Annotated in this window: 21 protein-coding genes and 1 pseudogene; 17 read left to right on the top strand and 5 right to left on the bottom strand. The window is 70.5% G+C overall.

Going from position 1 to position 23639, the window contains the following annotated elements:
• Positions 1 to 188, bottom strand: a pseudogene (locus tag H5T77_RS21205) (dihydroxy-acid dehydratase); the annotation flags it as partial.
• A gap of 107 nt (positions 189 to 295) precedes the next feature.
• Here H5T77_RS21205 and H5T77_RS21200 point away from each other — a divergent pair.
• On the top strand, positions 296 to 940 hold the full coding sequence (locus H5T77_RS21200; RefSeq protein WP_292652597.1) for a hypothetical protein: 645 nt from the start codon (positions 296 to 298) through the stop codon (positions 938 to 940).
• Between the two features lie 153 nt (positions 941 to 1093).
• On the opposite strand, the gene H5T77_RS21195 is transcribed toward H5T77_RS21200, so the two are convergent.
• Positions 1094 to 2914: a glycoside hydrolase family 35 protein gene (locus tag H5T77_RS21195; protein ID WP_292652596.1), complete on the bottom strand. Its 1821-nt coding sequence runs from the start codon at positions 2912 to 2914 to the stop codon at positions 1094 to 1096.
• Between the two features lie 142 nt (positions 2915 to 3056).
• On the opposite strand from H5T77_RS21195, the gene H5T77_RS21190 reads away from it, so the two are divergent.
• From H5T77_RS21190 to H5T77_RS21160, 7 genes are all read left to right on the top strand, one after another.
• Positions 3057 to 3842: a DeoR/GlpR family DNA-binding transcription regulator gene (locus H5T77_RS21190; protein ID WP_292652595.1), complete on the top strand. Its 786-nt coding sequence runs from the start codon at positions 3057 to 3059 to the stop codon at positions 3840 to 3842.
• Positions 3843 to 3930: 88 nt separating this feature from the next.
• The gene (locus tag H5T77_RS21185) at positions 3931 to 4851 is read left to right on the top strand and encodes an SIS domain-containing protein (RefSeq protein ID WP_292652594.1); all 921 of its coding nucleotides are present in this window, start codon (positions 3931 to 3933) and stop codon (positions 4849 to 4851) included.
• 5 nt (positions 4852 to 4856) lie between these two features.
• A complete protein-coding gene (locus H5T77_RS21180) occupies positions 4857 to 5816 on the top strand; it encodes an ROK family protein (RefSeq protein WP_292652593.1) in 960 nt (319 codons plus the stop codon).
• A complete protein-coding gene (locus H5T77_RS21175; RefSeq protein WP_292652592.1) occupies positions 5813 to 6436 on the top strand; it encodes a PfkB family carbohydrate kinase in 624 nt (207 codons plus the stop codon). The genes H5T77_RS21180 and H5T77_RS21175 overlap by 4 nt, the downstream gene beginning before the upstream one ends.
• Positions 6430 to 6720 carry a PfkB family carbohydrate kinase gene (locus tag H5T77_RS21170; protein ID WP_292652591.1) on the top strand — a complete coding sequence of 97 codons (291 nt, stop codon included), beginning with the start codon at positions 6430 to 6432 and terminating at the stop codon, positions 6718 to 6720. The genes H5T77_RS21175 and H5T77_RS21170 overlap by 7 nt, the downstream gene beginning before the upstream one ends.
• Before the next feature lies 1 nt (position 6721).
• Positions 6722 to 7573, top strand: coding sequence for a class II fructose-bisphosphate aldolase (locus H5T77_RS21165; protein WP_292652590.1), 852 nt, complete (start codon positions 6722 to 6724; stop codon positions 7571 to 7573).
• A 60-nt stretch (positions 7574 to 7633) separates the two neighbouring features.
• Complete coding sequence (locus H5T77_RS21160; RefSeq protein ID WP_292652589.1) at positions 7634 to 11248, top strand: TIM-barrel domain-containing protein; 3615 nt, start codon at positions 7634 to 7636, stop codon at positions 11246 to 11248.
• Between the two features lie 45 nt (positions 11249 to 11293).
• Here H5T77_RS21160 and H5T77_RS21155 read toward each other — a convergent pair whose 3' ends face one another.
• On the bottom strand, positions 11294 to 11950 hold the full coding sequence (locus H5T77_RS21155) for a FadR/GntR family transcriptional regulator (protein WP_292652588.1): 657 nt from the start codon (positions 11948 to 11950) through the stop codon (positions 11294 to 11296).
• Between the two features lie 48 nt (positions 11951 to 11998).
• Between H5T77_RS21155 and H5T77_RS21150 the strand changes: the two genes are divergently transcribed.
• Positions 11999 to 13201, top strand: a complete 1203-nt coding sequence (locus H5T77_RS21150) for an MFS transporter (RefSeq protein WP_292652587.1) — start codon at positions 11999 to 12001, stop codon at positions 13199 to 13201.
• Positions 13202 to 13274: 73 nt separating this feature from the next.
• Complete coding sequence (locus H5T77_RS21145) at positions 13275 to 13880, top strand: hypothetical protein (protein WP_292652586.1); 606 nt, start codon at positions 13275 to 13277, stop codon at positions 13878 to 13880.
• 3 nt (positions 13881 to 13883) lie between these two features.
• On the opposite strand, the gene H5T77_RS21140 is transcribed toward H5T77_RS21145, so the two are convergent.
• Positions 13884 to 14537, bottom strand: coding sequence for a TetR/AcrR family transcriptional regulator (locus H5T77_RS21140; protein WP_292652585.1), 654 nt, complete (start codon positions 14535 to 14537; stop codon positions 13884 to 13886).
• Between the two features lie 99 nt (positions 14538 to 14636).
• On the opposite strand from H5T77_RS21140, the gene H5T77_RS21135 reads away from it, so the two are divergent.
• Genes H5T77_RS21135 through H5T77_RS21125 form a run of 3 tightly spaced genes read left to right on the top strand, consistent with a single transcriptional unit; the run spans position 14637 to position 19725 of the window.
• Positions 14637 to 16121, top strand: a complete 1485-nt coding sequence (locus tag H5T77_RS21135) for an aldehyde dehydrogenase (protein ID WP_292652584.1) — start codon at positions 14637 to 14639, stop codon at positions 16119 to 16121.
• A gap of 26 nt (positions 16122 to 16147) precedes the next feature.
• Entirely contained in the window at positions 16148 to 17662 is a 1515-nt protein-coding gene (locus tag H5T77_RS21130) for an APC family permease (RefSeq protein WP_292652583.1), read from the top strand.
• Complete coding sequence (locus H5T77_RS21125) at positions 17659 to 19725, top strand: oxidoreductase (RefSeq protein WP_292652582.1); 2067 nt, start codon at positions 17659 to 17661, stop codon at positions 19723 to 19725. Before H5T77_RS21130 ends, H5T77_RS21125 begins: the two co-directional genes overlap by 4 nt.
• Positions 19726 to 19869: 144 nt before the next feature.
• Here H5T77_RS21125 and H5T77_RS21120 read toward each other — a convergent pair whose 3' ends face one another.
• On the bottom strand, positions 19870 to 21129 hold the full coding sequence (locus tag H5T77_RS21120; protein ID WP_292652581.1) for a flavin-containing monooxygenase: 1260 nt from the start codon (positions 21127 to 21129) through the stop codon (positions 19870 to 19872).
• Between the two features lie 169 nt (positions 21130 to 21298).
• Between H5T77_RS21120 and H5T77_RS21115 the strand changes: the two genes are divergently transcribed.
• From H5T77_RS21115 to H5T77_RS21100, 4 genes are all read left to right on the top strand, one after another.
• A complete protein-coding gene (locus H5T77_RS21115) occupies positions 21299 to 21745 on the top strand; it encodes a RidA family protein (RefSeq protein WP_292652580.1) in 447 nt (148 codons plus the stop codon).
• On the top strand, positions 21742 to 22410 hold the full coding sequence (locus tag H5T77_RS21110) for a DUF1028 domain-containing protein (protein WP_292652579.1): 669 nt from the start codon (positions 21742 to 21744) through the stop codon (positions 22408 to 22410). The genes H5T77_RS21115 and H5T77_RS21110 overlap by 4 nt, the downstream gene beginning before the upstream one ends.
• 4 nt (positions 22411 to 22414) lie before the next feature.
• On the top strand, positions 22415 to 23548 hold the full coding sequence (locus H5T77_RS21105; RefSeq protein ID WP_292652578.1) for a M20 family metallopeptidase: 1134 nt from the start codon (positions 22415 to 22417) through the stop codon (positions 23546 to 23548).
• The coding region (locus tag H5T77_RS21100; RefSeq protein ID WP_292652598.1) for a biotin carboxylase N-terminal domain-containing protein at positions 23545 to 23639 on the top strand (95 nt) is incomplete at its 3' end. The genes H5T77_RS21105 and H5T77_RS21100, both read left to right, overlap by 4 nt.

Here is a 23639-nt window from a genome sequence, read left to right as displayed (position 1 = left end):
TCGAGGGACAGGTTGCAGGGGGTGATCTCGTTCCACGACGATGCGACGCCGATCTGCGGCTTTGCGAAGTCGTCGTCTCCGAGGCCGACGGCCCGCAGCATGCCACGGGAGGCAGTGGCCTCCAGGCCATCGGTGACGGCGCGCGACCTGGGCTTGATATCGGGTGTGTCGGGGCTGAGTGGGTTCACAGGTACGAGGCTAACCGGGTGTGATGACCTTGGGCGGGAGCGCAACCGTGCGAGGCTTGGAGTCGGAGATCTGGGGCCCACTGGGTCCATGGGAAAGGACGAGTTCAGTGAGTGAGAACGAGACGCCGCCTTCCGGGGAGCTGGCGCGAGCCCGGGCACGTCTGCTGGATACGCAGCGTGAGCACGCGCGGACGTTGTACGGCGACCACCTGACCTCGTACGCGGAGACGCCGGGGTTCGCCGGCCGACTCGAGGAGGAGGTCGAGGCGTGCATGGGCCCGGTCGGGGAGGCGTTCGGAGCCGGGCTCTCTGGCGACCTGGAAGAGGACGCATTCTGGCTGGCGGTGGACTCGATGCTGTTTCAGGCGGAGAAACCGAAGGTGTCCCTGGCTCAGCGGTATCTGAAGTTCCAGCGGAACCTTCCCGATCAGGCCCGCGATCTGCTTGCCGAGTGGGTCGAGAGCCAGTCGGGGATGAGGTTCTTCGAGGTCACGAACTCCGACGGACAGACCGGCTCACTCGTCGAGCTCGGCACGGGGAGGCCCTACGCGTCGGTCTTCCCGCGCTATGGGCGATGGGACGAGAGCGGACTTCGGCGCGGCGACTATGTTGCGGCGCGACTGCTTCCGGTAGGGGACGAATGGATGCCGACCACGCCGCTGCACCCGTTCCCGAAAGACGAGCGCTCGGAGATCCTCGCGATCGCCGAAGAGCTCGCTGCGAACCTCCGCGGGGACGTCTCTTCGGATTGAGCGTTGTCGGACATGTATCGAGCGGTTGCGCGACCTGGCACGCCTCATGCCGGTGAACCTGGGGAGGGTCATCCGAATCTGGTTCGGATAACCCTCCCCAGGGCGGGGCCGGTACCGACCGGCGCCGATGGGCGCTGGTCATTGGCCAGCGAGTCAGTCGAGCGCTGCGCCATCGCCTGACGCGTCCACGCCGGTCGGCAGCGACTCGACGTACTCCTCGCTCGGCCCGAAGTCGGGGTCGGGGTGGACTTCGACGTACGTCGCCGGGTGGGTGAGGTCGAGGACGGCGACCTGGTTGGCACCGGGACGCCACAGCGGAGCGGGGGCGTAGAGGCGTTGCTGCGGTCCCTGGCTCCACAAGCGGCCGAGCAGGGTGCCGTTGAGCCAGACGAACCGGTCGCCGTCGCCGGGGACGGCGAGCCAGCCGTCGGCGGGTGCTTCGACCTCGATGTCGGCGTGTGGGATCCCGTCGAGGTCGTGAACGTCCCAGCGGTCGAGGGCTGCGAGGTGGTGGTCCCAGGTGTGGACGAGTCGCCGGTCCACCTGGACGCCGCCGAGGATCCCCTTGTGCTCGCCGAGCAGCGGGCCGTAGTTGACACGACCGAGCGCCTCCACGACCAGAGTGAGCTCGGCGACCGCATCGAGGCCGGGAAGGGTCAGCACCGCGGGCTCGGCGTCGTCGCGCTCGAGCGTGCCGAGCGCACGCCCGTCGAGGAAGACGTACGCCCGGTCGTGCAGTCCGCGCACGGTCAGGTGGACGTCGTGGCTGGGCAGCGTGACCGAGGAGCGGTACGTCACCAGGCCGGTGTCGACGCAGAGCTCCTCGAAGCTCAGCGGCCTCGCCGCGCGCGTCGCCGGCCCGCGGGTCACCAGCGAGAGGAGGTCGGCACCGCGCGACAGCGGCGCTGAGGAGAACGCGTGACGCGCACCAGTCGACGGCCGCGCCGGCAGCTCGTCGACCGTGCGCCCGGTCGCGGGCGTCAGGATGTCTCGGTAGAGCCCGAACTTCTCCGAGACCCGGCCGTCCTCGCCGATCGGGGCGTCGGAGTCGTAGCTGGTGACGGTGGGCTGGATGCGGCGGCCGTCGTGGTTGGCGCCTGCCCAGAGCCCGAAGTTGGTGCCGCCGTGGGCCATGTAGACGCTGACCGAGCTGCCGAGGTCGATGATCTCGCGCAGCGTCGCGGCGGCGCTCTCGGGGGAGCGGACGTGGTGGTTCTCGCCCCAGTGGTCGAACCAGCCGTTCCAGAACTCGGCGCACAGGAACGGCTCACCGGGCCGTCGCGATCGCAGCATCGCGTGGGCCTCCTCGGCACGGCTGCCGAAGGTCGCCGAGGCGAGCGTGCCGTCGACCATGCCGGCGTCGAGCAAGACCTCGGTCGGGCCGTCGGCGGTGTAGAGCAGCTCGGTGACGCCACGGTCACAGAGCGCCTGGCGGAGCCAGGTGAGGTGGGCGGCGTCGTCGCCGTAGGAGCCGTACTCGTTCTCCACCTGCACGGCCACGACCGGGCCGCCGTGGCCGGCCTGGAGCGGGACGAGGTGGGGGAGCAGGACGTCGAACCAGCGTGCGACCGCGTCCTGGTATACCGGCTCAGTGCTGCGCGGGGCCCGGGAGCGTGCGGTCAACCACGACGGCAGCCCACCGTTGGTCCACTCGGCGCAGATGTACGGCCCGGGGCGCACGATCACGTCGAGCCCGAGATCGCCGGCGATGGTGACGAAGCGGGCCAGATCGCGGCGCCCGGAGAAGTCCGGAGAGCCCTCGTCCGGCTCGTGGAAGTTCCAGGCTACGTAGGTGTCGACGGTGTTGAACCCGGTGGCGGCGACCCGCCGGAGCCTGTCCTCCCACAGGTCTGGATGGATGCGGAAGTAGTGGATGGACCCGGACAGGATCCGGTGGGTGCGGCCGTGCTTGAGAAACTCGCCGTCCTGCCAGGTCAGGGTGGGGGCAAGACGGGGTGCCTTCGCTGCAGTCACGCGTACCAGGGTAGGTGCCGAGGTGACAAGTTCTGCGCATCAGCCAGGAAATACGCGCAAGAATCTGCAGGATGGGATGGTCTTCGTTCGCGGCTCGAGGCGCCGGATCTGCGTAGGCTGTCCGGGACCCAGAAAGAGGCCCATGAGACAACAGCGACTCAACCAACTGCTCGAGCTGATCAGCGAGCGCGGGCACGTCTCGATCGCAGAGGTGGAGACCGCGCTCGGCATCTCGGCGGCGACCGCACGCCGCGACATCGGCCACCTCGCTGAGCAGCGGCTGGTCACCCGGACGCATGGTGGCGCCACGGCGCTCGGCTCCGCGTACGAACTGCCGCTGCAGTACAAGATCAGCCGGCAGGCCGACGCCAAGCTCGCGATCGCGACTGCGGTCGCCGACATGCTCGTGCCGGGCGAGACCGTGGCGCTCAACGGTGGGACGACCACCAGCGAGGTGGCGCGTGCGATCGGGCGCCGCCCCGACCTGGCCGAGGACGGCAGCATCACCGTGGTCACCAACGCGCTCAACATCGCCTACGAGCTCTCGATCCGGCCCAACCTCAACATCGTGGTCACCGGCGGAGCCGCCCGGACCCAGTCCTACGAGCTGGTCGGCCCGTTGAGCGAGGAGGTGCTGTCGAAGATCAACATCGACACCGCGATCCTCGGCGTCGACGGGATCAGCACTCGCGCCGGACTCACCACGATCCACCCGGCCGAGGCCAAGATCAGCGCCGACTTCATCGCGGCCGCGCAGCGGACCATCGTCGTGGCCGACAGCACGAAGCTCGAGCATCCCACCTTCGCGCGCATCTGTGACCTCTCCAGCGTCACCATGCTCGTCACCGACCGTCCGGTGCCCGAGCCGCTCGCCAAGGCGCTGGCCGAGGTCGGCGCGGAGATCGTGGTCACAAGTGATCAAAAATGATCACTTGTGACCTTTTATTGACATAAACGCGCAAGAAGTTGGATGATTCGGGTCCAGCCGGCAACACATCGGAGGATGAACCGACACCATGACCGCATCCGCACCGACGACGCATCTCGCAGCCGAGATAGCGACGCAGCCTGCCAACTGGATGGCCGCCCGGAGCGCCGCCGAGCGTCACGCCCAGGCGCTGCCGCAGCCGGGGGAGAAGGTCGCGGTCATCGGCTGCGGGACCTCCCTCTACATGGCCCAGGCCTACGCCGCCCTCCGCGAGGAGCAGGGTGACGGCATCACCGACGCGTGGACGCCGACCGAGGCCCGGCTCGACCGGGGTTACCACCGGGTGCTGGCGATCACCCGATCCGGCACCACGACCGAGGTCGTCGACCTGCTCGCCAACGTCCGCGGCCGGATCCCGGCGACGGTGATCTCGTCCTCGCCCGGCACCCCGGCGCTCGAGCTGGCCGAGCCGATCCTCACGCCCGAGGTGGACGAGAGGTCGGTGGTCCAGACCCGCTTCGCCACCGCCACGCTGGCCATGCTGCGCTGGCACCTCGGCCACGACCTGAGCGAGGCCGCCGAGCAGGCCCAGCAGATCATCGAGACCGACGAGAGCGCGCTCGGTCCAGCGCTGACCGCCGAGCAGATCACCTTCGTCGGCCGAGGCTGGACCAACGGGGTGGCGCAGGAGGCGGCGCTCAAGCTCCGGGAGTCCGCGCAGCTGTGGACCGAGTCCTACCCGATGATGGAGTACCGCCACGGTCCGCTCTCCATCAGCGCTCCGGGCCGGGCTGTGTGGGCCTTCGGCGACCTGGTGCCGGGGTTCGCCGACGACGTCGCGGTCACCGGCGCCGACCTCGTGCACCACGAGATCGACCCGCTGGCCGAGCTGGTGCGCGTGCACCTGCTCTGCGTGGCGCGCGCCCGCAGGGCCGGGCTCGACCCCGACGCCCCGCGCAACCTCACACGCTCGATCATCCTGAGCCCGCCGGCCGCACGACCGGCGTGACGCCGATGACCCAGGCTCGTACGCCGCGAGAGCCGGGCCCAGGTCCGGCGCTCGCCCTCGCGTTCGACGTCGGCGGCACCTCTGTTCGCGGAGCAGTGGTCGGCGCCGGTGACGTGTCGTTGGCTGAGGCGCGGGTGCCCACTCGCACCGGCTTGGCCGTGCTCGACGACATCGCACAGCTGGGTGAGGAGCTGCTCGCCCGCCTGAGCGCCGCGGCTCGGGCGCGGGTCGCCGGGGTCGGGGTCGCCTTCCCGGGTCTCGTCGACACACGGTCCGGGACCTCCCTCAAGGCGGTCAACCTCGGTCTCGTCGACACCCCGGTGGCAGCCCCGCTGGCCGAGCGGCTCGGCCTCCCGGTTGCGGTATCGCACGACACGGCTGCTGCCGCGGGTGCGATCTGGGTGGACGCCGGCTCGCCCGCCTCGGCGTTCGTTGCCGTGCTCGGGACGGGAGTCGCTGGGGTGACGTACGTAGGAGGCAGGCCGATCGTCGGCGCCTCTGGTCAGGCCGGTGAGCTCGGCCACCTGGTGGTGGACCCGGCCGGGCCGCCGTGCAGCTGCGGGCTGCGCGGCTGCGTCGAGTCGCGCGCCGGCGCCCGTCGCATGCTGGAGAGCTACGCGGCGCTGGGTGGCGACCCGAGGATCACCGGCGTCGCCGAGCTGGTCGCGCGGACCGACCATGATCCGGGCGCCGCCCAGGTCTGGTCCGAGGCGATCACCGCCCTCGCCGACGGTTTCCTCGCGGTAGGGGCACTGCTCGCGCCCGGACAGATCATCCTGGGTGGTGGCGTCGCCGAGGCCAGGGGACACCTGCTCGGACCGCTACGGGACCGGATGCGCGAGCGTGCCGGCGTGACGGCGGTCCCGCCCGTACGCCTCTCCTCCCTCGGCGCCCGAGCCGGCCTCGTCGGCGCCGCCCGGCTGGCCCTGGCGTCGACGGGGACGGGGACGGGGACGGTCGCATGATCATCACCGTCACGCTCAACCCGGCCATCGACGTGACGTACCGGCTGCCCCGGCTGACGGTGGGCGAGGTCCACCGGGTCGCCGAGGTCACCACCCGGCTCGGCGGAAAGGGCGTCAACGTCGCCCGCGTGCTCCACCAGCTGGGGGAGCCGACCCATGCGGTCGGACTCGCCGACCACGACTTCGGCGAAGCCCTCGCGCACGAGCTGCCGGCGACCTTCCTGCCCGAGCTGGATGAGGTACGCCGCACACTGGTCGTCGTCGCTGACTCGACGACCTCGCTGTGGGAGCCGGGCCGGCAGGCGGCCGCCGGCGCCGATCTCAGACTGCTCGACCTCGTCGCCGATCGGATCGCGGATGCGTCGGCGATCGTCGTCTCCGGCAGCCTGGCGCCCGGGGTGCCCGTCGACCTCCCGGCGCGGATCGCGCAGCTCGCGGCCGCCGCCGGTGTACCCGTGCTCCTCGATCTCGACGACGCCGCGCTCGCTGCCGCGGTCGGCACCGGTGCCGTGCTGACTCCCAACGAGGACGAGGCCGCACGGCTGCTGGGCCGGCCCGTCGACAGCCCCGCAGCAGCGGTCGCCGAGCTCGCCGCCGCCATGGTGGGCCGGTCGTGCTGACCCGCGGCCACCTCGGCCTCCTGGCGCACACCGACGGCACCTTCTGGGAGGTGCGCCCTCCGGCGGGGGTCAGTGGGAACCCGACCGGCGCCGGCGACGCGACCGCCGCCGGGCTCGCCCGCGGACTCGCCAACGGCCTCGCCTGGCCGGAGATCCTGGCTGACGCCGCCGCGCTCGGCGCCGCCGCGGTCCTCGTGCCGGTTGCCGGCGAGATCGACCCCGACGCGTACCGGTCGTTCCTGGCGGAGGTCACCGTCAGGCGCATCGACCACGAGGAAGCCTGACATGCCACTGGCACCGATGTCGCTGCTGCTCGACGACGCCCGCGGAACCGGGCGCGGGCTGGGCGCGATGAACGTCATCCAGCTCGAGCTGGCCGAGGCGATCGTCGCAGGGGCGGAGCAGGCGGGCCGTCCGGTCGTCCTCCAGATCTCCGAGAACACCGTCGACTACCGCGGCGCCCTGGCGCCGCTGCTGCGCGCGACCATCGCGATCGCGGAGCGGGCCACGGTGCCGGTGTGCGTACATCTGGACCATGCGACCAGGGTCGAGCTCGTCGAGGAGGCCGTCGAGCTGGGCTGTCCCTCGGTGATGTTCGACGCCTCGAAGCTCGACTACGACTCGAACGTGGCGGCCACGGCCAAGGTCGCGGCCTGGTGCCATGAGCGGGGCGCCTCCGTCGAGTCCGAGCTCGGCGAGGTGGGCGGCAAGGACGGTGTGCACGCACCAGGGGTCCGCACCCAGCCAGGGGAGGCTAGCGCGTACGTCGAGGCCACCGGTGTCGACGCACTCGCTGTCGCGGTCGGCTCCTCGCACGCGATGACGACGCGGACGGCCGCCCTCGACAACGAGCTCATCGCTCGGCTCGCCGACGCCGTCGAGGTGCCGCTCGTGCTGCACGGCTCCTCGGGAGTGCCCGACGAGGGCATCGTCGCGGCCATTCGTGCAGGGATGACCAAGGTCAACATCGCGACCCACCTCAACGCGACGTTCACCCGTGCCGTGCGCGCGGCGCTGACGGACGAGTCCCGCGTCGACCCGCGCAAGTACCTCGGCGCCGGACGCGATGCGGTGGCCGGTGAGGCCGCGCGTCTGCTCGCGTTGATCGGCGGACCGAGGGTGGACCGCGCAGTGTGACCTGCGTTACAGTCGCCTCCAGTTTCGATTGGTTCTGACTCATTAGGGCGTGATGCGATCATGTTCAATCAATCAATTCGGCGATTACTGGTCTCGGGGGTCGCCCTGGCCGCCGCTCTGGTCGCGCTCAGCCCGGTGAGCTCGGTGGCGGCCGAGACGAAGGCTGAGGCGACCAGCGAGCTCGGCGACGTGACCGGCTTCGAGCGCGACGGCGACAGCTACACCTTCGAGTCCGGCGAGGCCGCGCTGCGCGTGACCTTCGAGGACGCCGACATGGTGCGCGTACGCCTGGCCCCGAACGGCGACTTCACCGACCCCGCCAACGACGACCCCAGCGAACCCGGCGCTCCCGACGCCGACATCGTCGTCAAGCGCGACTACCCCGGCGGGCAGACGGAGGTGAAGGAGACCGGGGCGGCGTACGTCATCAGCACCGCCGAGGCCGTGCTCACCGTGACCAAGCAGCCGATCACCCTGCGACTCGCCGACCCGGACGGGAAGGTTCTGATGGCAGAGGCCTCGCCGCTGACCTGGGACGACAAGAGCACCGCACAGCACCTGGAACGCGGTCCCGAGGAGCAGTTCTTCGGCGGCGGCATGCAGAACGGCCGGTTCAGCCACCGCGGCGAGACCATCAAGATCTCGCGCGACTTCAACTGGAACGACGGCGGCAACCCGAACGCGGTGCCGTTCTACGTCTCCTCCCGCGGCTACGGGGTCCTGCGCAACACCTTCGCCGCCGGTAGCTACGACTTCGGCGCGCCGACCACGACCACCCACGACGAGCGGCGCTTCGACGCCTACTACTTCGTCGGTGACGCCGAGCGCGTCATCGACTCCTACACGGAGCTGACCGGTCGCCCGGTCGCGGTGCCGATGTACGCCCTCGAGGTCGGCGACGCCGACTGCTACCTCCACAACGCCAACCGTGGCGAGCGCGAGACCCTGCGCGACTCGACCGCGATCGCCGAGGGCTACACCGAGCACGACATGCCGCTGGGCTGGATGCTGGTCAACGACGGCTACGGCTGCGGCTACGAGGACTTGGCCGAGACCGGCGACATGCTGAAGGACCACGGCGCCGAGCTGGGCCTGTGGACCGAGGACGACCTGACCGAGCAGGAGGCCGAGGTCAACGCCGGCGTACGCGTCCGCAAGACCGACGTCGCCTGGGTCGGTCCGGGCTACCGCTTCGCGCTCGACGCCTGCGGGCAGGCCCGCGACGGCATCGAGACCAACAGCGCCGACCGCTCGACCGTCCTGACCGTCGAGGGCTGGGCCGGCACCCAGCGCTGTGCCGCGGTGTGGAGCGGCGACCAGTCCGGCAGCTGGGACTACATCCGCTGGCAGATCCCGACGTACGCCGGCTCCACCATGTCCGGCCAGCATCTCGCCACCGGTGACGTCGACGGCATCTTCGGCGGCAGCGCCGAGACGTACGTCCGCGACATGCAGTGGAAGATGTTCCTGCCGATGACATACCTGATGAGCGGGTGGGCCGCGTCGGACAAGCAGCCGTGGCGCTACGGCGAGCCGTACACCTCGATCAACCGGAAGTACCTGAGCCTGCACGAGCGGCTGCTGCCCTACTTCTACACGCACACGATGCGGGCCAACCGCAACGGCGTGGGAGCGGTCAAGCCGCTCTACCTCAACTACCCCGAGGACCCGAAGACCTGGGGCGACGCCGTCAAGTACGAGTTCCTCGCCGGTGACGACTTCCTGGTCGCCCCGGTCTATGAGGACGCCACCACCCGCGACGGGATCTACCTGCCTGAAGGCACCTGGGTCGACTACTGGAGCGGCCGGGTCCACCAGGGACCGAAGACGATCGACGGCTACAAGGCTCCGCTGGACACGCTGCCGCTCTTCGTACGCGCCGGTGCCGTCGTGCCGCAGTTCCCCGAGGGCACGCTCGACTGGCAGCAGGGCAAGAAGTCGGGCCGTCTCGATCTGGACATCTATCCGCAGGGGTCCTCGTCCTTCGTGAACTACGAGGACGACGGGCGCAGCCAGGCGCACGCCTCGGGCGAGTCAGCCACCCAGGAGTTCCAGGTCGACGCGCCCGAGCAGGGTCGCGGGCGCGTGGTGGTGCGGCTTGGCGAGGTGGACGGCTCCTACGCCGGCAAGCCCGCCTCGCGCGAGTACGGGCTCAGCGTGCACGCCGACGCCGAGCCGGGAAGCGTGGTGCTGGACGGCACCGAGCTGCCGCAGCGGGGCTCGAAGAAGGCGCTGGAAGACGCGGCGACCGGATGGTTCCACGACTCCGCCACGGGCATCACGCAGGTCAAGACCGGGAAGCTGGCCACGTCCTCCTCGGCGGTGGTCACGCTGAACGGGTCCTCGGCGGTCGGTGGTGGCCACCCGGGTGACCGCAACGTGAGCCTCGACGCCGCCGCTCCCGCGATCGCGGTCGCCAGCGAGGCCGCCGAGGTCAGCGCCACCTTCACCAACGAGACCGACTCCCGCGTCCAGCTCGAGTCGATCACGGCCAAGGCCCCCGAGGGTTGGGACGTACGCCCGGGCGCTGCTGTGTCGGGGTCTCTCGCGCCCGGTGCTTCCCGCACCGCGACGTTCAGCGTGACGCCCCCCGCGGCTGCCGACCCCGGTCGCGTGAAGATCGACACGACCGCGACCTACGTGGCCCACGACCTGACGTACGCCGTGACGGACTCGGCCACGACCACGGTCGCCCACCCGGACCTGGCCTCGGCATTCAACAATGTGGGCGTCACCAAGGCCGAGGACCCCGGACCGGGCGACATCGACGGCGGCGGCAGCAGCTTCCTCGCCGACAAGCTAGCCGAGAAGGGCGTCACTCCCGGGGCGACGGTGAGCGCGAACGGCTTCGACTTCACCTGGCCCGACTCGGCGCCGGGCACCGAGGACAACGTGGCCTCCGGTGGCGAGACCATCCGGATCAGCGGCAAGGGCAACGCGCTGGCCTTCCTCGGGACCGGCACCAGCCTCTCGGCGGCCGAGAAGGCGACGGTGCACTACGCCGACGGCACCTCCGACACCGGGACGCTCGGCTTCCCCAACTGGTGCTGTGCGGCCACCGACAGCTATGGCGCCAAGGTCGCCGTCACCACGCTCGGGAAGAACACCTCGAGCGGACCTGCCTATCCGAGCGTCTCCTATCGCCTGTTCACCAAGACACTGCGCACCGACCCGGCCAAGGAGATCGCGGCGGTCACGCTCCCCGGCAACGCCGCGGTGCACGTGTTCGCGATGACGGTCGGCGAGGAGGAGGTCGTACCTCCGGCCCTGGCCGACGGCCAGTACTCGCTCGGCAACGCCGGATCAGGGCTCGCGCTGGCCGCCGCCAGCGAGGCGAGCGACGGTCAGCTGACCACGGCGGCCGCGGGGCCGGCGGCGTCGCAGAAGTGGGTGGTCACCCGCAACGAGGACGACGGCAGCTACCAGCTGAAGAACGCCGGCACCGGTCTGTGCGCTGACGTCGCCTACAGCTCCACCACCAGTGGCGACCCGGTCGTGGAGTACACCTGCACCGGCACGCCGAACCAACGGTGGGTGATCGCGACCGACGGCTCCGCGCTGAAGGTCTCGGCCAAGCACAGCGGCCTCAGCCTGGCGGTCGGTGCCGACGGGCTGGTCGTGCAGCAGGCCGACACGGCCGCCGAGGCTCAGCGCTGGCGGGCCACCGCGAACTAGCGGACGGGGTGGGGGCTCGGGTCTCCGGGCTCCCACCCGTCTGCGTCAGCCGCCGAGCGTGTGGAGCAGGCCGGTGACGGCGGCCGCGGCGGCGCCGGGGTCCTGGGCGCGAATGGCGTCGAAGACGGCGACGTGCTCGTCGGCGAGATCGACCGTCTCGTCGTCGAGGTGGATCATCGTGCGCAAGGTGCCCTCGAAGCCCGCGTAGAGCTCGATGAGGAGCGGGTTGTGGGTCGCGGTGACCACACCGAGGTGGAACTCCGTGTCGGCGGCGGCGAAGGCGTCGGCGTCCCTGGCCGCGACGGCCGCCGCGCGCCGCTCCATGAGGGCGGTCAGCGCATGCAGGTCGTCCTCGGTGCGCCGCTCGGCGGCCAGCGCCGCCGCCTGGGTCTCGATCGCATGGCGGACCTCGAGGACGTGCTGGAGGTCGACCCGGCCGAGCCGACGCCGCATCATCGCCGCCACCTCGTTGGAGGCGGAGACGTACGTCCCGTCCCCGCGTCGCACCTCCAGCACGCCGGTGTGGGCCAGCGCCCGCACCGCCTCGCGCACGGTGTTGCGGCTGACTCCGAGCGCCGCGGCCAGCTCGGGCTCGGGCGGGATGCGAGTGCCGACGGTCCACTCGCCGTCGGCGAGCAGGTCACGCATCCCGTCGATCGCCTGGTCGACCAGGGAGCGAGAAGTGGTGGTGGAGAGCGGCACGATGCCGTCCTTTCATCCAATCATCCGATGTCTGGCATTCTAGGGGGTGTGACCTCCCGACTCCAGTCCCGCCCCGAGTCCTCATCGACGAACACAGCCGTGCGGTCGACGGTGTGGCTGTTCGTCGCGGTCCTGCTGGTGGCAGCGAACCTGCGCGGTGGCATCACGTCCCTCGGTGCCCTGCTCGACAGCCTCGACGGGCTCTCGGCCGGCACCAAGTCCTTCCTGACCTCGCTGCCGGTGCTGTGCTTCGCGGTCGTCGGCGCGACCGGCATGACGCTCGCCCGCCGGCTCGGCGTGCATCGGGGCATCGGAGTCGCGCTCGGCCTGCTGGTGGCCGGACTGCTGGTCCGGGTGATCGGTGACCCCTGGCTCCTGCTCGTCGGCACGTTCGTCGCGTGCGCCGGCATCGCGCTCGCCAACGTGCTGCTCCCGGCCGTGGTCAAGGAGGGCTTCCCGAAGCGTGTCGGAACGGTCACCGGTGCCTACAGTGCGGTGATGTCGCTCGGCGCGGCGACCGCTGCCGGCGTCACCGTGCCGATCGCGAACGCGGCCGGAAGCTGGCGGGTCGGCCTCGGTGTCTGGGCTGTGCTCGCCGTCGTGGCCCTGGTCGCGTGGCTGCCCTATCTGCGCGAACGCGAGGTGCGCAGCGGTGGCCGGGCCCGGGTCTCGTTGTGGCGGGAGCCGGTGGCATGGGCCGTGACGCTCCTCTTCGGCACCCAGTCGCTGTTCGCGTACGTCGTGATGAGCTGGCTGCCGAGCATCTACGCCGACGCCGGCTTCAGCCACGCGACGGCAGGGCTGCTGCTCGCGGTGAGCATCCTGGTCGGCGTACCGGTCTACTTCCTGGCGCCGACGCTCGCGATCCGCGCCTCGTCGCAGGGCCATCTGATCGGCGTTCTGACCGCGCTGCTGGCGGTCGGGTTCGCGGGTCTCCTGCTCGCTCCCGTCGCGGGCGCCTGGCTCTGGGCGGTGCTGCTCGGCGTCGGTGGCGCGGTCTTCCCGGTCACGCTGACCCTGTTCAGCATCCGCACCGCGACGACCGCCGGCACCACCGCGCTCTCCTCGATGGCGCAGAGCATCGGCTACCTGCTCGCGGCCGGCGGCCCGTTCGTCGTCGGTCTGCTGCACGAGTCCACCGGCTCGTGGTCGGTCCCGATCGCGCTCCTGCTGGGCCTCGCGGTCGTCCAGGTCTGCGCCGGATACGTCGCGGGCCGCCCGGTCGTCATCGGAGCCCACCCCGAGGACTGAGCCGTCGTCCTCGCGGTGGCCGACACGGCGGTTCCACAGGCGCGCACCCCGATGATCGGCGATACTGCAAGGCATGACCGCTACCGCTGAGAAGCCGGACCGGGTCGGGCTCTCCGTCCTGGCGGCGGTCATCGTCATCGCGGCCGAGGTCGTGCGCCTGGTGGTCCTGAGCCAGATCCGCTGGGAGATCGGCTACCCCGAGGAGTTCGCGGTCGAGGGCGTGCTGTTCACGCTGACCTACCTGACGTACGCGGCGATGCTGATCTGGCGCGGACGGAGCCTCGTACGCAAGCTCACCGCACCGCTCCTGCTGGTCCCGCCGTGGCTCTTCGACTGCTACTGGCTGGTTGCCGACTTCCTCCAGGCGCGGGGCTCGTTCGAACTGCCGCGGGAGGAATGGTGGCAGTGGCTGGTCCGCTTCCTGGCGGTCTTCATCACGGTGTGCCTGGTGGCCGCGTGGGGCGTTGCCCGGCGCCGCGGGTTCCTGTGGCTGATCGGTCTGATCGTGCCGGCCGTGCTGACGTTCGCTTGGCTGGAGTGGTCGTGGCGCCTCTACCGGGCGCTCTCTGGCGAGATCTTCATCTATGACCTGGTCGCGGTCGTCCCCACCGTGGTCATCACGCTGCTCGGCTGCCTCGCCTGCTGGGGCATCGAGGCGTTGACGCGCACTCGCGTCTGAGGATCAGGGCCGCACGCCGGAGTTCTTTGCGTTCTTGGGCAATTCGGGGTCGGTCGGGGATACCCGGACGCCGAGTGCGGCGTGGGCGTAGCTGGCCAGCTGCTGCTCGGCCCGCTCCAGGGTCAGCGACGAGTTGTGGGCGAGCAGGTGCAGGCCGAAGGCGTCCTCGAGGGCTACGAAGTTGCGGGCGATCGCCTCGGCCGAGTCGGTGAGCGTGAAGACGTCGGTCGCGCGGCCGACCTCGAGCACGGCGGTGTAGAGCGAGACCTCGCGGTCGAAGAGCAGCGTCATCAGGGTCGCGTGCATCGGGCTGCGGCTCGCGTTGACCGAGATCTCGTCGAGGACCTGGCTCAGCAGGAGGTCCTCACCTCGGGGAAGCCCTGAGTACATCAGGCGTCCGAGCTTCTCGGTGGGGGACAGGTCGCCCTCGATCGCCCGCTGCCGGGACCAGTAGTAGCGGTCGGTCGCGGCCTGGTGGGCGGCCTCGATGAGGCCGTCGAGCTCGGGGTAGTAGTAGGCGATCAGGCGCGGTGAGATCCCGGCCTCCACAGCGATGTTCTTCATCGTTGCGCCGGCCAAGCCGTGAGTCGCGATCACGGTCAGTGTTGCCGCGGTCAGATGTTCGCGCCGAGCGGCCTGGTCCTTGCGTCGAGCCATGCTCAACCGTAACGCGTATGTGAAATCTGCGGGCCAATGATTGACACCTGGTGTGGCGAGGCTCATATTTGCGGTGAAGCGCAAAGAAAGGATTTGCTTGTGCGTACCCACCAGGACTGGCGAGAGCTCGCCGCAGAGGTCCGACTCCCGACCCGACCGTTCGTCGGCGGCTGCTCCATCGACACCGCGGAGGGCTCCTTCGAGAACCGCAACCCCGCCTCCGGCGCGCTGCTCGCCGAGGTCGCCGACGCGGGCGAGGCTGGCGTCGACGCCGCCGTACGAGCGGCGCGGGCTGCGTACGACGACGGTGGCTGGTCGCGGGCGGGAGTGGCCTTCCGTCGGGAGCGGATGCTCCGCTTCGCCGACCTCCTCGCCGACCACGCCGCCGAGCTGGCGGTGCTGGACTCGCTCGACATGGGCAAGCGGGTCGTGGATGCCTACGACCTGGATCTGCCGTTCTCGGTCGACCTGTTCCGTTACTACGCCGAGGCGATCGACAAGATCAACGACGAGGTCGCGCCGGCCCCGCCGGGCACCACGGCGCTGATCCGCCGCGTCCCGCTCGGCGTCGTCGGCGCGGTGGTCCCGTGGAACTACCCGGTCGACATGCTCGCCTGGAAGGTCGCCCCGGCGATGGCCGCGGGCAACAGCGTCGTGCTCAAGCCCGCCGAGCAGTCGCCGTCCTCCGCGCTGCGGATCGCCGAGCTCGCCGTCGAGGCCGGGATCCCCGACGGCGTCCTCAACGTCGTCCCCGGACTGGGGGAGACCACCGGCAAGGCGCTCGGCCTGCACCCCGACGTCGACGTGCTCGCCTTCACCGGCTCGACCGAGGTCGGGGCGTACTTCCTGCAGTACGCCGGCCAGTCGAACCTCAAGCAGGTCTGGCTCGAGTGCGGAGGGAAGAGCCCGCACGTCGTCTTCGCCGACGCCGAGGACCTCGCCGCCACGGCGAAGCAGACCGCCTTCGGCATCTGGTTCAACCAGGGCGCGGTCTGCTCGGCGCACTCCCGCGTGCTCGTCCAGCGTGAGGTCCACGAGGAGTTCGTCGACCTCGTCGCCAAGGAGGCCGCGGCGTACGCCCCCGGCGACCCGCTCGACCCGGCCGCCGGAATGGGCGCGATCGTCTCGCCCGAGCAGACCGACCGGATCATGGGCTTCGTCGACGAGGCGAAGGCCTCAGGCGCCCGCCTGGTCACCGGCGGGGAGCGGATCATCCGCGACGGCAGCGACTGCTATGTCGAGCCCACCGTCTTCGACGATGTCGACCCGGTCTCCACCCTCGCCCGGGAAGAGGTCTTTGGGCCGGTCCTGGCGGTCACCGCCTTCGACACCGAGGACGAGGCCGTCGCGCTCGCCAACGACACGCCGTACGGACTGGCCGCCTCGGTCGCGACCAGCAGCCTGAGCCGCGCGCACCGGCTCACCGAACGGATCCACGCCGGCACGGTGACCGTGAACGGCGTCGACGCCTTCAGCGCCTGGACCCCGTTCGGCGGGTTCAAGGGCTCCGGCTTCGGACGTGATCTCTCGCTGCACGCGCTCGACAAGTACGTCGGTCTCAAGACCGTCTGGATCAACCACTGACCCGTCCGACCAGCCAGGGACCCACCATGACGCAGATCAACCAGCCGACCGCGCTCGCGGCCGAGCAACAGACGCATCTCCGCAAGACGCTGCGGCGCTTCGACATCATCTTCCTGCTCATCGCCGCCGTCGTCGGCCTCGAGACCCTCGGGCAGGTCTCGGTCTACGGCGCCGAGGCGTTCACCTGGGCGCTCGTGCTCGCGATCTTCTTCCTCGTGCCGTACGGACTGATCTTCGCCGAGACAGGGGCCGCGTTCAGCGAGGAGGGCGGGGCCTACACCTGGGTCAGAGACGCCTTCGGCCGCCCGGCCGCCGCAGTGGCGGCGATCCTCACCTGGATCACCCAGCCGGTGTGGGTCGGTGGCTCGATGGCTTTCCTCGCCGCCGAGACCGTGAGTGTCTACATCACGCCGCTCGAGCACGGCTCGGTCGGTGACTACGTGTTCAAGATCGTGTTCATCTGGATCACCGTCGTCGCGGCGATCGCCAGTCTCAGCAAGGGCAAGTGGCTCCCGACCAGCGGCGCGATCCTCAAGGTCGGCCTGCTCGCCTTCTTCGTGCTGACCACGATCATCTACGCCGTGCAGAACGGCGTGGTCGAGCTCAACGGCAGCGACTTCAGCCCGACCCTGCTCGGCCTGTTCGGGTCGGTGCCGATCCTGCTCTTCGCCTACCTCGGCTTCGAGTCCTCCAACAGTGCGGCCGGCGAGATGGAGAACCCCGCTCGGGACGTACCGGTCTCGATCTTCCGTTCCTGCCTGACCGCTGCGGTCTGCTACCTGGTGCCGATCTTCGCGATCCTGCTCGTCGTCCCCAGCGAGGACATCACCGGCATCGGTGGGCTCCTCGACGCCGTCGGCACCGTCTACTCGGTCTACGGTCCCGCGGCCGAGCCGCTGCTCACGCTCACGGCCGTCGTCTTCGTCTACATCCTGATGAGCCAGGGCGCCGCGTGGATGATCATCTCCGACCGGATGCAGGCGATGACCGCTGCCGACGGGTCCTTCTTCGGTGGGTTCTTCGGCCGTTTCCACGAGGGTCTCGGGACGCCGGTACGGGTCAACATGCTCTCCGGTGTCGTCTCGACGGCGTTCATGCTCGTCGCGATGCAGGTGACCGGGTCCGGAGCGTCGATCTTCGGCGTCGTGCTCACCATCTCGATCTCGACCTTCCTGCTCAGCTACCTGCTGGTCATCCCCGCCGCGATCCGGCTGCGCACCCGCTACCCCGACCGCCCGCGCCCGTTCCGCGTGCCCGTCTCCGACCGCGGCTTCGCGGTGCTCGGCTGGTCGGCCTTCGCCTGGGTCCTGCTCGGCTCGTGGGTCGCGGTCTTCCCCGGCACCCTCGAGCGCGTCTTCGGCGTGGCCTACCCCTTCGAGGAGATCTGGGGCGTGAGCCGGCTGACCTTCGAGACCTTCACCCTCGGCACGCTCGGCTGCCTGCTCCTGCTCTGTGGAGTCGGGTACGTCCGTGGTGCCCGCGTCCGCGCCGAGGTCGGCGCCCCCGTCCCGTCCGTTCCCACCGAGGAGCCCATCCGATGACCGACCAGGCCCCCGCGCCGTACGACATCCTGTTCGAGCCCGTGCAGATCGGGCCGTTCACCACGAAGAACCGCTTCTACCAGGTGCCGCACTGCAACGGCATGGGCTACCGCGACCCCAGCGCCCAGGCGGCGATGCGCAAGATCAAGGCCGAGGGCGGCTGGTCGGTGGTGTGCACCGAGCAGGTGGAGATCCACGCGACCTCCGACATCGCGCCGTTCATCGAGCTCCGGATCTGGGACGACCAGGACCTGCCGGCGCTCAAGCGGATCGCCGACGCCATCCACGAGGGCGGCGGCCTGGCCGGCATCGAGCTCGCCCACAACGGCATGAACGCCCCGAACCAGCTCAGCCGCGAGACCCCGCTCGGGCCGGCGCACCTCCCGGTCGCTCCCGACACGATCGCGCCGGTCCAGGCCCGCGCCATGTCGCTGCAGGACATCGAGGACCTGCGGCGCTGGCACCGCAATGCCGTACGCCGCTCGCTCGAGGCCGGTTACGACGTCGTCTACGTCTACGGCGCCCACGGCTACGGCACCCCGCACCACTTCCTCTCCCGGCGCTACAACAACCGGACCGACGCGTACGGTGGCTCGCTCGAGAACCGGATGCGGCTGCTGCGCGAGCTTCTCGAGGACACCATCGACGAGGTCGCCGGCCGGGCCGCCGTCGCCTGCCGGATCACGGTCGAGGAGGAGATCGACGGCGGCATCACCCGCGAGGACATCGAGGGCGTCCTGCACGAGCTCGGCGAGCTGCCCGACCTGTGGGACTTCGCGATGGGCAGCTGGGAGGGCGACTCCGTCACCTCGCGGTTCGCTCCCGAGGGCCGTCAGGAGGAGTTCGTGGCCGGGCTGAAGAAGCTGACCACCAAGCCGGTGGTCGGCGTCGGCCGGTTCACCTCGCCGGACGCGATGGTGCGCCAGGTGAAGGCCGGCATCCTCGACCTGATCGGCGCCGCGCGGCCGTCGATCGCGGACCCGTTCCTGCCGAACAAGATCCGCGACGGCCGGCTGAACCTGATCCGCGAGTGCATCGGCTGCAACATCTGCGTCTCGGGCGACCTCACCATGTCTCCGATCCGCTGCACCCAGAACCCGAGCATGGGGGAGGAGTGGCGCCGCGGCTGGCACCCGGAGCGGATCCGTACCAAGGAGAGCGACTCCCGCATCCTCGTCGTCGGCGCCGGTCCGGCCGGCTTGGAGGCGGCCCGGGCGCTCGGCGTACGCGGCTACGACGTCGTCCTGGCCGAGGCCGGCCGCGATCTCGGCGGCCGGGTGACGGCCGAGTCGAAGCTGCCGGGGCTCTCCGCCTGGGGCCGGGTCAAGGAGTACCGCGAGGCCGCCCTCGCCGAGCTCCCCAACGTCGAGATCTACCGCGAGAGCCCGATGACCGGCGACGACATCGTCGAGTTCGGCTTCGAGCACGTCCTCACCGCGACCGGCGCCACCTGGCGTACGGACGGGGTCGCGCGCTTCCACACCACCGCGATGCCGATCGCCGAGGGGGCGCAGATTCTCGGGCCCGACGACCTCTTCGCCGGTCGGCTGCCCGACGGCAAGAAGGTGGTCGTCTACGACGACGACCACTACTACCTGGGAGGTGTCGTCGCCGAGTTGCTCGTGCAGAAGGGCTACGACGTCTCGATCGTCACCACCGGGTCGCAGGTGTCGTCCTGGACCAACAACACCTTTGAGATCAACCGGATCCAGCGGCGCCTCATCGAGAACGGCATCAACCGGGTGACCGACCACGCGGTCGTCTCCGTCGGGGTCGGCGGTGTCTGGGTGCAGGACGTCTACGCGGGCGTCGAGCGTGACCTCGACTGCGACGCCGTCGTCATGGTGACCGCCCGCCTCCCGCGTGAGGAGCTCTACCTCGACCTCGTCGGCCGTCGCGACGCCGGTGAGATCGCCTCCGTACGCGGCATCGGCGACTCCTGGGGCCCCGGCACCATCGCGGCCGCCGTCTGGTCCGGCCGGCGCGCGGCCGAGGAGTTCGACGCCGTCCTGCCCTCCAATGACGAGGTGCCGTTCCTGCGCGAGGTGACCCAGCTGGCCTGAGGCGCAACCACGCCGGCCGGGACCCGGTGCGGAGGGACTTCCCTCCGCACCGGGTTTTCTGTGTTGGCGGCTGCTGGAATGCCAAAGGCCCGGACCCCGCGGAGGGGGTCCGGGCCTTCGGCCGGTGCGGCTGTGCGCCGTTGATCAGCCGCGGGCTTGTCGGTCGTACGCCGCGTAGCTGCGCTGTGTCGCGATGTGGCCGGCGACGTGCTTGGCGTCGTGCCACACGCCCCAGATGAAGCTCGAGCCACGGCGGGAGAGCCAGGGGAGCCCGACGAAGTAGACGCCGGGCTCGGTGGAGACGCCGCGGCGGTGGGCCGGGCGGCCGTTCTCGTCGAGCGCGTCGACCTGGAGCCAGCCGTAGTCGGTCGCGAAGCCGGTCGCCCAGATCACCGTGGTGATGCCGGCCTCGGCCAGGTCGAGGGAGAGCAGGGGCGTGGTCGCAGCTGAAGGGCTGGGGCCGAGCTCGCGGGCCGCAGGCTCCTCGGGCAGGTCGATGCCGTTGCGGGTGACGTACTCGTCGGCAGCGTCGAGGAGGGCGAGGTAGTTGGCGTCGCCCTGGGCGATGTTCTCGGCCAGGTCCTCACAGAAGATGAGCGTGCCGGCGTCGTAGGTGTCGGTCATGCCGACGAGCTGGATGCCGCTCGCCTCGAGGGCGCGGAAGTCGATGGTGTGACCGCCGCGCGCGCCGCTGACGGCGATCGTGACGTGCTCCGCGCCGGCGGCCGGGGTCTCCAGGTCCCAGAGTCCCAGGACGCCGAGCCACCAGCAGAAGTCGCGGCCGCGGTAGCTGCGCGGGGGACGGTCGTGCGGGCCGACCGAGAGGTGGACCTGGCGGCCGGAGCGCTGCAGCTCGTCGGCGATCTGGACGCCGGAGGAGCCGGCGCCGACGACGAGGACGTTGCCCTCGGGGAGCTGGTCGGGGTTGCGGTAGTCGCTCGAGTGCAGCTGCCGCGCGACCGCGCCGTCGGGGACGATCGGCGGGTAGACCGGTCGCTGGAACGGGCCGGTCGCTGCGACGACGAACCGCGCGTCGATGACGCCGTCGGAGGTCTCGACCCGGAAGCCCGGCCGGCCCTCGTTCCGGGTCACCGAGGTGACCTCGACGCCGGTCCTGATCGGGGCGGCGATCTTCTCGGCGTACGCCTCGAAATAGGCGGCGACCTGGTCCTTGGTGGCGAACGCGTCCGCGTCGACGTCCTGGAACTCCAGGCCCGGGAATCGGTCGTGCCAAGCCGGGCCGTTGGCGACGAGCGAGTCCCAGCGCATCGTGCGCCAGCGCTCGGCGATCCGGTCACGCTCCAGCACGAGGTGGGGTACGCCGTTGTCGCTCAGGTGCTCGCTCATCGCCACGCCGGCCTGACCGGCGCCGACGACGAGGACCTCGATCTGTTCGTTGGACATACCCGAAATCCTGGGCTGCCTCTGTCCTTGTGTCCAACAGATGTTGTTGGCCTTATCCATCGGATCGGCCGATGCAGTGCCCGCCGTCGGCCTTGCATCTGATTCATTGGTGATAGTCCTTGGAAACATCTGTTGGACACATGCTCTGCGACGAGGTGGACTGGTCTTCGTGGAGACCAACAAGAGCATCGTCGTCGGCGGACACACTCGGATCCGCCCGTTCAACACCAGCGTCACCTATCCCGAGCAGAACCTCGACAACGACCTGTGCCAGGCCGTCGTCGCGGGCAACACCGTCTACGTGCGCGGCCAGATCGGGCAGGACCTGGACACCAGCGAGTCGGTCGGCATCGGCGACGTCGAGGCGCAGACCGAGCAGGCGATGGCCAACATCAAGATGCTGCTCGAGGAGGCCGGTGCCGAGATGGAGCACCTGGTCAAGCTCACGATCTACATCGTCGACGCGCGCTACCGCGAGACGGTCTACCGGACGATCGGCCGCTGGACGAAGGGCGTGCACCCGATCTCCACCGGTCTGGTGATCTCCGCCCTGGCCCGCCCCGAGTGGCTGGTCGAGGTCGACGCGATCGCCGTGATCCCGGGGGAGCAGCAGTGACCTTCTCCGTCCTCGCCACCGACGGCAACGGCGCCGTCGGCATCGCCGTGACCTCCTCCAGCCCGGCCGTCGCCGCGCGCTGCATCCACCTGCGCCCCGGTGTCGGCGGCGCCTCGTCGCAGAACATCACCGACCCGCGCCTGGGCACCGAGCTGCTCGCCGCGCTCGCCGCGGGGCTCGACGCCCGGGCGGCGCTCGCGTCGGTCACGCAGGGTCGCGAGCACATCGACCACCGTCAGCTGACCGTGCTCGGCCTCGACGGCGCCGGTGCCGCGTACAGCGGGTCGGGGTCGCTCGGCGTCCATCACCACGCGATCGCGCCGCAGGTCGTCGCCGCCGGCAACCTGCTGGCAGGCACCGAGGTCGTCGACGCCGTCGTCGCAGGCTTCCAGACCTCGACCGGCGAGCTCGAGGAGCGGCTGCTGGCCGCTCTCGAGGCCGGGCTGGCCGCCGGCGGCGAGGCCGGACCGCTGCGCTCGGCGGGCCTGTCGGTGGTGCGCGACGTCGCCTGGCGAGTCACCGACCTCCGCGTCGACTGGAGCGACCACCCGGTCGAGGACCTCCGTGACCTGCTGAAGGTCTGGATGCCGCAGCGCGACGACTACGTGACCCGCGGACTCGACCCCACCACCGCCCCGTCCTACGGCGTGCCTGGGGACGAGTGAGTCGATGACGACCTCGAAAACGCACGCCGCGGCCACGATCGGCGGCGATGCCGAGCGCCTCGTCCGGCTCTCCGAGCAGCTGCACGCCCACCCCGAGACCGCGTGGGAGGAGCACAAGTCCTCGCGCTGGGTCGCGGAGTCGCTCGAGGAGGCCGGGTTCAGTGTGACTCCGGCCTACCTCGGCCTGGAGACCGCGTTCCTGGCGACCTTCGGCAGCGGCCCGTTCCGCCTCGGCCTGTGCGCCGAGTACGACGCGCTCCCCGGTCTGGGCCACGCCTGCGGTCACAACCTGATCTCCGCGATCACCGTCGGTGCCGCCCGCGCGCTCGCCCCGCTGGCCGATGTGGCCGGCCTGACGATCGAGGTCTACGGCACTCCCGCCGAGGAGGGCGGCGGCGGCAAGATCGAGCTGCTCGAGCGCGGCGCCTTCGCCGGCCTGGACCTGGCGATGATGGCCCACCCCGCGCCGGTCGATGTCGCCGAGGCCGAGCCCTTCGCCGTGTCCCACTCGCACGTCGAGTACCGCGGCAAGGCGGCCCACGCGGCCGCCTATCCCGAGCAGGGCGTCAACGCCGCCGACGCCTTCACCATCGCCCAGGTCGCGATCGGCCTGCTCCGCCAGCAGCTGCCGCCGACCGTGCGCGTCCACGGCGTGATGACCAACGGGGGAGAGGCGCCCAACGCGATCCCCGCGCGGACCGAAGGCCGCTGGTACGTGCGCGCCGAGAGCCTCGCCCAGCTCGCCGAGACGGAGGAGAAGGTCTGGCGCTGCTTCGAGGCCGGTGCGCTCGCGACCGGCGCGACGCTCGCCGTCGAGCCGGAGAGCAAGCCGTACGCCGAGTTCCGGACCTTCGCGCCCGCGCTGGCGGCGTACCGGCGCAATGCCGAGGAGATCGGCCGGGTCTTCGACCCGGGAACCCCCGCTCGCCGGATGAACCGCGCCTCCACCGACATGGGCAACGTCTCCCAGGTCGTGAACGCCATCCATCCCTACGTCGGCATCAACTCCGGGACCGCCCTCAACCATCAGCCGGAGTTCGCCGCACACTGCGTCGGCGGGGACGCCGAGAAGGCGATCCTCGATGCCGCGACCGCGCTGGTAACATCGGGCCGCCGCTCAGCCGCAAAAGCTATTTGAATATCGAGAGAATATTTGCAGCCGCAATGAAAACCGGCGCCCGGGCAATTCACCCGGGGTACGGTTTTCTGGCGGAAAGCGCCTCCTTTGC

The organism is Nocardioides sp. (genome assembly GCF_014360585.1).
GTDB lineage: Bacteria > Actinomycetota > Actinomycetes > Propionibacteriales > Nocardioidaceae > Nocardioides.
Note: the sequence above shows the minus strand (reverse complement) of the source record. Positions and strands in the feature narration are given on the sequence as shown.